Raw genomic sequence first — 8,463 nt, forward strand, 5'->3', positions numbered from 1 at the left:
GAGGGGTACCGCGGGGTTACACGGTGATGGAGCGGTCCGTCGGCTTGACCGGGTACGGGAGGGCGCTGGTGCCCGTCAGGAAGCGGTCCACGCCGCGGGCGGCCGAGCGGCCTTCCGCGATGGCCCAGACGATGAGCGACTGGCCGCGGCCCGCGTCGCCGGCGACGAAGACGCCGTCCACGTTGGTCGCGTAGGAGGCGTCGCGCTCGATGTTGCCGCGGGCGTCCAGCGCCAGGCCGAACTGGTCCACCAGGCCGTTGGCCCGGTCGGTGCCGGTGAAGCCCATCGCGAGGGTGACCAGCTGCGCGGGGAGGACGCGCTCGGTGCCCTCCTTCTGCGTGAGCTTGCCGTCGATGAACTCGACCTCGACCAGGTGGAGGGCCTGGACGTTGCCGTCCTCGTCGCCCTCGAAGTGGGTGGTGGAGACGGAGTAGATCCGCTCGCCGCCCTCCTCGTGGGCCGAGGTGACCTTGTAGAGCATGGGGAACGTCGGCCAGGGCTGGCCGGCGGTGCGGTCCTCGGACGGCCTCGGCATGATCTCCAGCTGCGTGACCGAGGCCGCGCCCTGGCGGTGGGCGGTGCCGACGCAGTCCGCGCCGGTGTCGCCGCCGCCGATGACTACCACGTGCTTGCCCTCGGCCGTGATCGGCGGGGACACGAAGTCGCCCTCCTGGACCTTGTTGGCCAGGGGCAGGTACTCCATCGCGAAGTGGACGCCCTTGAGGTCACGGCCCGGGACCGGCAGGTCGCGGGAGACCGTGGCGCCGGCCGCGATGACGACCGCGTCGTACCGCTTGCGCAGCTGTACGGCGTCCAGGTCGCGGCCGATCTCCACGCCCGTGCGGAACTTGGTGCCCTCCGCGCGCATCTGCTCGATGCGGCGGTTGATGTGCACCTTCTCCATCTTGAACTCGGGGATGCCGTAGCGGAGCAGGCCGCCGATGCGGTCCGCGCGCTCGTACACGGCGACCGTGTGGCCGGCCCGGGTCAGCTGCTGGGCGGCGGCCAGGCCCGCCGGGCCCGAGCCGATGACGGCGACGGTCTTGCCGGAGAGGCGCTCCGGCGGCTGCGGGGTGACGTTGCCGTTGTCCCACGCCTTGTCGATGATCGAGACTTCGACGTTCTTGATCGTGACGGCCGGCTGGTTGATGCCGAGGACGCAGGCGGATTCACACGGAGCGGGGCACAGGCGGCCAGTGAACTCCGGGAAGTTGTTCGTCGCGTGCAGGCGCTCGGAAGCCGCGGACCAGTCCTCGCGGTACGCGAAGTCGTTCCACTCCGGGATCAGGTTCCCGAGCGGGCACCCGTTGTGGCAGAACGGGATGCCGCAGTCCATGCAACGGCCGGCCTGCTTGCTGATGATCGGGAGCAGCGAGCCCGGAACGTAGACCTCGTTCCAGTCCTTGAGGCGGTCGGACACGGGACGCGAACAGGCGGTCTCGCGCGCGGTGGTGAGGAAGCCCTTCGGGTCAGCCATTGGTCGCCGCCTCCATCATCTTCTCGGTGGTCTCGGACTCCGAGAGTCCGGCCAGCTCAGCGGCGTCCTTGGCGGCGAGCACTGCCTTGTACGTGGTCGGGATGATCTTGCTGAAGCGGCCCACCGAGACGGACCAGTCAGCCAGGAGCTTCGCGGCCACGGTCGAGCCGGTCTCCTCCTCGTGGCGGCGCACCACATCGTGCAGCCACTGCTTGTCGGTGTCGGAGAGGGCGGTCTCGACGGCGCCCGCGTTGCCGACGTTGACGTTGTTGATGTCGAGGTCGATGACGTACGCGACGCCGCCCGACATGCCGGCCGCGAAGTTGCGGCCCGTCTCGCCGAGGACGACCGCCCGGCCGCCGGTCATGTACTCGCAGCCGTGGTCGCCCACGCCCTCCGAGACGACCAGGGCGCCGGAGTTGCGGACGCAGAAGCGCTCGCCGGTGCGGCCGCGCAGGAACATCTCGCCGCCGGTGGCTCCGTAGCCGATGGTGTTGCCGGCGATGGTCGAGTACTCGGCGAGGTGGTCGGCGCCACGGTCCGGGCGGACCACGATCCGGCCGCCGGAGAGGCCCTTGCCGACGTAGTCGTTGGCGTCGCCCTCCAGGCGGAGGGTGATGCCGCTCGGCAGGAAGGCGCCGAAGGACTGGCCGGCCGAACCGGTGAAGGTCAGGTCGATGGTGTTGTCGGGCAGGCCCGCGCCACCGAACTTCTTGGTGACCTCGTGACCGAGCATGGTGCCGACGGTCCGGTTGATGTTCCGGATGGCGACCTGGGCGCGGACCGGCAGGGCCTCTTCGGCGGTGGCGGCGGACAGGGCCTCCGCCGCGAGCTCGATCAGCTCGTTGTCGAGAGCCTTCTCCAGGCCGTGGTCCTGCTCGATCAGGGCGTGGCGGACCGCGCCATCGGGCAGCTCCGGCACGTAGAAGAGCGGCTCCAGGTCGAGGCCCTGCGCCTTCCAGTGCGAGACGGCCTTGCTGGTGTCGAGGAGCTCGGCGTGGCCGACGGCCTCCTCGATCGTGCGGAAGCCGAGCTCGGCGAGCAGCTCGCGCACCTCCTCCGCGATGAACTCGAAGAAGTTGACGACGAATTCGGGCTTGCCGGAGAAGCGACTCCGCAGGACCGGGTTCTGCGTGGCGATGCCGACCGGGCAGGTGTCCAGGTGGCAGACGCGCATCATGACGCAGCCGGAGACGACGAGCGGCGCGGTCGCGAAACCGAACTCCTCGGCGCCGAGCAGCGCGGCGATGACGACGTCGCGGCCGGTCTTGAGCTGGCCGTCCGTCTGGACCACGATCCGGTCGCGCAGCCCGTTGAGCAGCAGGGTCTGCTGGGTCTCGGCGAGGCCGAGCTCCCAGGGACCGCCCGCGTGCTTGAGCGAGGTGAGCGGAGACGCGCCCGTACCGCCGTCGTGGCCGGAGATGAGGACGACGTCCGCGTGCGCCTTGGAGACACCCGCGGCGACGGTGCCGACACCGACCTCCGACACCAGCTTCACGTGGATACGCGCGGCCGGGTTGGCGTTCTTGAGGTCGTGGATCAGCTGAGCCAGGTCCTCGATGGAGTAGATGTCGTGGTGCGGCGGCGGGGAGATCAGGCCGACACCCGGGGTGGAGTGCCGGGTCTTGGCGACCCACGGGTAGACCTTGTGGCCGGGCAGCTGGCCGCCCTCGCCGGGCTTGGCACCCTGCGCCATCTTGATCTGGATGTCGTCCGCGTTGACCAGGTACTCGGAGGTCACACCGAAGCGGCCGGAGGCGACCTGCTTGATGGAGGAGCGCCGCGCCGGGTCGTACAGGCGGTCCGGGTCCTCGCCGCCCTCACCGGTGTTGGACTTGCCGCCCAGCTGGTTCATGGCGATGGCGAGGGTCTCGTGCGCCTCCTTGGAGATGGAGCCGTACGACATGGCGCCGGTGGAGAAGCGCTTGACGATGTCGGCGACCGACTCGACCTCGTCGATGGAGATCGACGGGCGGTCGCTCTTGAAGCCGAACAGGCCGCGGAGCGTCATCAGGCGCTCGGACTGCTCGTTCACGCGGTCCGTGTACTGCCGGAAGATGTCGTACCGGCGGTTGCGGGTGGCGTGCTGGAGGCGGAAGACCGTCTCCGGGTCGAACAGGTGCGGCTCGCCCTCGCGGCGCCACTGGTACTCGCCGCCGATCTCCAGCGCGCGGTGCGTGGCGGCGATGCCGGAGGCCGGGTACGCCTTGGCGTGGCGCGCGGCCACCTCCTTGGCGACGACGTCCAGGCCGGCGCCGCCGATCTTGGTGGCGGTGCCGCTGAAGTAGGTCGCGACGAACTCGTCGTTCAGGCCGACGGCCTCGAAGACCTGGGCGCCGCGGTAGGAGGCGACGGTGGAGATGCCCATCTTGGACATGACCTTCAGGACGCCCTTGCCGAGCGCGTAGATCAGGTTCTTGATGGCCTGCTCCGGCTCCAGGCCGGACAGGAAGGTACCGGCGCGCAGCAGGTCCTCGACGGACTCCATGGCGAGGTACGGGTTTACGGCCGCGGCGCCGTAGCCGATCAGCAGCGCGACGTGGTGGACCTCGCGGACGTCACCGGCCTCTACGAGCAGACCCACCTGGGTGCGCTGCTTGGTGGCGATGAGGTGGTGGTGCACGGCGGAGGTGAGCAGCAGCGACGGGATCGGCGCGTGCTCGGCGTCCGAGTGGCGGTCCGACAGGACGATCAGGCGGGCGCCGTTCTCGATGGCCGCGTCGGCCTCGGCGCGGATCTCCTCGATCCGGGCGGCGAGCGCCTCGCCGCCGCCGGAGACCCGGTAGAGGCCCGAGAGGGTGGCGGCCTTCATGCCCGGCATGTTGCCGTCGGCGTTGACGTGTATGAGCTTGGCCAGCTCGTCGTTGTCGATCACCGGGAAGGGCAGGGTGACGCTGCGGCAGGACGCGGCGGTCGGCTCCAGCAGGTTGCCCTGCGGGCCCAGCGAGGACAGCAGCGAGGTGACGAGCTCCTCGCGGATGGCGTCCAGCGGCGGGTTGGTGACCTGCGCGAAGAGCTGCGTGAAGTAGTCGAAGAGCAGCCGGGGGCGCTCGGACAGGGCCGCGATCGGGGAGTCCGTACCCATGGAGCCGAGCGGCTCGCCGCCCGTGCGGGCCATCGGCGCGAGGATGACGCGCAGCTCTTCCTCGGTGTAGCCGAAGGTCTGCTGGCGGCGGGTGACCGAGGCGTGGGTGTGCACGATGTGCTCACGCTCGGGCAGGTCCGTCAGCTCGATCTCGCCGGTCTCCAGCCATTCGGCATAGGGCGCGGCGCCGGCCAGCTCGGCCTTGATCTCGTCGTCCTCGATGATCCGCTTCTGGGCGGTGTCGACGAGGAACATCTTGCCGGGCTGGAGGCGGCCCTTGCGGACGACCTTGGCCGGGTCGATGTCGAGCACGCCGACCTCGGAGCCGAGGACGACGAGGCCGTCGTCGGTGACCCAGTAGCGGCCGGGGCGCAGACCGTTGCGGTCGAGGACCGCGCCGACCTGGGTGCCGTCGGTGAAGGTGACGCAGGCCGGGCCGTCCCAGGGCTCCATCATCGTGGAGTGGTACTGGTAGAACGCGCGGCGGGCCGGGTCCATGGAGGTGTGGTTCTCCCACGCCTCCGGGATCATCATCAGCACGCTGTGCGGGAGCGAGCGGCCACCGAGGTGGAGCAGCTCCAGGACCTCGTCGAAGGAGGCCGAGTCGGAGGCGTCCGGGGTGCAGATCGGGAAGATCCGGTCCAGTGTGCCGTCGCCGCTGTGCCCATTGCCGGCAGAGCCGAACACGCCGGACGCCAGCTGGGACTCGCGGGCCTTCATCCAGTTCCGGTTGCCCTTGACCGTGTTGATCTCGCCGTTGTGCGCGACGAAGCGGTACGGGTGGGCGAGCGGCCAGGACGGGAAGGTGTTCGTCGAGAACCGGGAGTGGACCAGGGCGAGCGTCGACGCGAAGCGGCGGTCGGAGAGGTCCGGGAAGAAGGGCTCCAGCTGGCCGGTGGTCAGCATGCCCTTGTAGACGATGGTGCGGGCGGAGAGCGACGGGAAGTACACGCCGGCCTCGCGCTCGGCGCGCTTGCGCAGCACGAAGGCCTTGCGGTCCAGCTCGATGCCCGTCGTCCCGTTGCTGACGAACAGCTGGGAGAACGCCGGCATGGTGGCGCGGGCGCCGTTGCCGAGCAGGTCCGGGGTGACGGGCACCTCGCGCCAGCCGAGAACCGTCAGGTTCTCCTGGGCGGCGATGGCCTCGATCTGCTCCACGGCGACGGCCTGTGCGGAGCCGTCGGCGGGGAGGAAGGCGATGCCGACGGCGTAGGAGCCGGCCTCGGGAAGCTCAAAACCGGCCACCTCGCGCAGGAACGCGTCCGGGACCTGGGACAGGATTCCGGCACCGTCGCCCGAATCCGGCTCGGATCCGGTGGCGCCGCGGTGCTCGAGGTTCCGCAGTACGGTCAGGGCCTGCTCAACGAGGGTGTGGGTCGCCTCGCCGGTGAGGTTCGCCACGAATCCGACGCCACAGGCGTCCTTCTCGTTGCGCGGGTCGTACATGCCCTGCTGGGCGGGGCGACCGTCCATGGGCGACCAGGCGGTGTTGCTGAGGCCGGTCGCGGAGTGCGTGGATGCGGAACGCATCGGCTCTCCCGTCGTCGTCGTGGCATATGTGCATAGCCGAGGGACGACGTTGGCCCTCTGCGAAATTTCGTGCAGGTTACATGATGACTGCAATCCCGAGAAGCGGATACGTCATTCCAGCATGCGGACACTGCCCGAAGCAGAAAAGGGGACCTTCGCGGCCGTTGTGCGGACTTCTGCGAACGATTACGGGGCGAAGGCCCAAGGTGGGGCGGGCATCATTGCCCGGGCCCCAGAGTCTGATGCCCAGCGGTCACACGATTGAAACCGCCGAGTAACGGACTACTTATGCTGTGTACCGCATAGTGTCTCACTCCTGCTCCGTTTAGCCTATGGCGCTGCCGATCCAGGTTCCCAGGATGTACGTCACACTGGCGGCCGCGCCACCCAGGACCAGCTGCCGGAGCCCGCTGTACCACCAGGACCGGGCGGTGACCCGCGCGACGACCGCGCCGCAGGCGAAGAGCCCGACCAGCGCGAGCAGCACCGCCGGCCACAGGGCGGTCGCCCCGAGCAGGTACGGCAGTACGGGCAGCAGCGCGCCCAGCGCAAACGAGCCGAACGAGGAGACCGCGGCGACGGCCGGCGAGGGCAGGTCGTCGGGGTCGATCCCGAGCTCCTCCCGGGCGTGGATCTCCAGCGCCTGCTCCGGGTCGCGCGACAGCTGCATGGCGACCTCGCGGGCGAGGGCCGGCTCGACACCGCGCGATACGTACAGCTCGGCCAGCTCCTCCATCTCGTCGATGGGGTGCTTGTGCAACTGCTGGCGTTCCACGTCGAGTTCCGCGAGCACCAGCTCGCGCTGCGAGGCGACGGAGGTGTACTCGCCGGCCGCCATCGAGAAGGCACCGGCGGCCAGGCCCGCGAGCCCGGTGATGACGACGGTCTGCGTGGCCACCGCGCCTCCGGCCACACCGGTCATCAGGGCGAGGTTGGAGACGAGCCCGTCCATGGCGCCGAAGACGGCCGGCCGCAGCCATCCACCGTTGACATCACGGTGGGTGTGGTTGTCGCGGTGAGCGGTGTGCAGCGGCGCTTCGGTATCAATAATGGACATGCGGCCTATCTCCCCTTTTGTGCGAACGGGCGGCGTGAGACGCACCGCTCCCCCTGAACACCTCGAAACTACGCACGATTTCTGCCGCCCGCCAGCAAGGTAGGCCGTACTTACCTGGGGTTTTGGGGGTCGGCGACCGGGTGACGGCGGCGTGGGCGACGCGTTTCGCGACGAGCGACAAACCACATGCCATGGCACAAATCCCCCAAGGGCCCAATATGGGTCCCATCAAGTGGAGAGGCGCGCCATGGAGCTGATTGCATGCAATCCGCAGGTCCTCCTCGAACGGGCCAGGGGCGCTCTTCTGGGACTCGCGGTGGGTGACGCGCTGGGCGCCCCCGCCGAGAACATGAAGCCTTCCGAGATCCGTGCCCGATGGGGCCGCATCGAGGGCTTCGTCTCCGACGATCCGGCGGGCACGGACGACACGGAGTACGCGATCTTCTCGGGGCTGCTGCTGGCCCGCCACGGCTCGGCGCTGACCGTGTCCCACGTCGAGCGGGCCTGGCACCACTGGATCGCGGACCTGGACGAGGGCCCCTTCCGCGGGGCGGGCTTCTCGGAGCGGGGCACGCTGGAGAACCTCCGCCGCGGGCTGGCCGCCCCCATCTCGGCCCAGCACCGCCACGCCTGGTCGGACGGGCTGGCGATGCGGGCGGCCCCCTTCGGCGTCTTCGCGGCGGGCCGCCCGGCGGAGGCCGCCCGGCTCGTCGCCATCGACGGCTCGGTCAGCCACGACGGGGAGGGCATCTACGGCGGCCAGGCGGTCGCGGCGGGCGTCGCGGCGGCCATGGCCGGGGGCTCCCCGGCCTCGGTCGTGTCGGCCGCGCTGTCCGTCATCCCCTCGGACTCCTGGACGGCGCGTTCCCTGCGCCGCGCCGTCACCGCCGCCCCGCGCGGCGAGCGGGCGGTGCGCTCCGCGGTGGTGATCGGCGGCTACCCCTGGACGGACCTGGCCCCGGAGGCGGTGGGGCTGGCCTTCGGTGCCTTCGCCGCCTGCCGCGGCGACTTCCCGTCCTCGGTCCTGACGGCGGTCAACATGGGCCGCGACGCGGACACCACGGCGGCCGTGGCCGGCGCGCTCTCCGGCGCCCTGTCCGGCGCCGCGGCGATCCCGGCCGCCTGGTCCTCGGCCATCGGCCCGGTCCGCGGCAGCTGCCTTCCCTCGATGCGGGGCTACCACGTCCTGGACATCGCGGACCTCCTCACCCCGGAATACGAGGCCCCCCGATGACCCCACCCGCCTACCGCTCAGACCCGGCCCCCGAACCCCCACCCCGCCCAACCACCCCACGCACGCCACTACCCCCACCC

Annotated in this window: 4 protein-coding genes; 1 reads left to right on the forward strand and 3 read right to left on the reverse strand. The window is 70.4% G+C overall.

All coding sequences use genetic code 11. From position 1 onward, the window contains the following. Positions 1 to 16 precede the first annotated feature (16 nt). From J7I97_RS17465 to J7I97_RS17475, 3 genes are all read right to left on the reverse strand, one after another. Positions 17 to 1,477 carry a glutamate synthase subunit beta gene (locus J7I97_RS17465; RefSeq protein ID WP_214935923.1) on the reverse strand — a complete coding sequence of 487 codons (1,461 nt, stop codon included), beginning with the start codon at positions 1,475 to 1,477 and terminating at the stop codon, positions 17 to 19. Further along, positions 1,470 to 6,035, reverse strand: coding sequence for a glutamate synthase large subunit (gene gltB / locus J7I97_RS17470; protein WP_214935934.1), 4,566 nt, complete (start codon positions 6,033 to 6,035; stop codon positions 1,470 to 1,472). Before gltB ends, J7I97_RS17465 begins: the two co-directional genes overlap by 8 nt. 382 nt (positions 6,036 to 6,417) lie before the next feature. Further along, a complete protein-coding gene (locus J7I97_RS17475; protein ID WP_214935925.1) occupies positions 6,418 to 7,149 on the reverse strand; it encodes a VIT1/CCC1 transporter family protein in 732 nt (243 codons plus the stop codon). A gap of 247 nt (positions 7,150 to 7,396) precedes the next feature. Here J7I97_RS17475 and J7I97_RS17480 point away from each other — a divergent pair, with 247 nt between their 5' ends. Further along, a complete protein-coding gene (locus J7I97_RS17480; RefSeq protein WP_214935927.1) occupies positions 7,397 to 8,383 on the forward strand; it encodes an ADP-ribosylglycohydrolase family protein in 987 nt (328 codons plus the stop codon). The last annotated feature ends 80 nt before the right edge of the window (positions 8,384 to 8,463 follow it).

The organism is Streptomyces sp. ISL-87 (assembly GCF_018614095.1).
Taxonomy (GTDB): domain Bacteria; phylum Actinomycetota; class Actinomycetes; order Streptomycetales; family Streptomycetaceae; genus Streptomyces.

Coding starts and splice junctions, on each gene's coding strand:
- gltB (WP_214935934.1), bottom strand. CDS start 6,035: ATGGACGGTCGCCCCGCCCAGCAGGGCATGTACGACCCGCGCAACGAG.
- J7I97_RS17465 (WP_214935923.1), bottom strand. CDS start 1,477: ATGGCTGACCCGAAGGGCTTCCTCACCACCGCGCGCGAGACCGCCTGT.
- J7I97_RS17475 (WP_214935925.1), bottom strand. CDS start 7,149: ATGTCCATTATTGATACCGAAGCGCCGCTGCACACCGCTCACCGCGAC.
- J7I97_RS17480 (WP_214935927.1), top strand. CDS start 7,397: ATGGAGCTGATTGCATGCAATCCGCAGGTCCTCCTCGAACGGGCCAGG.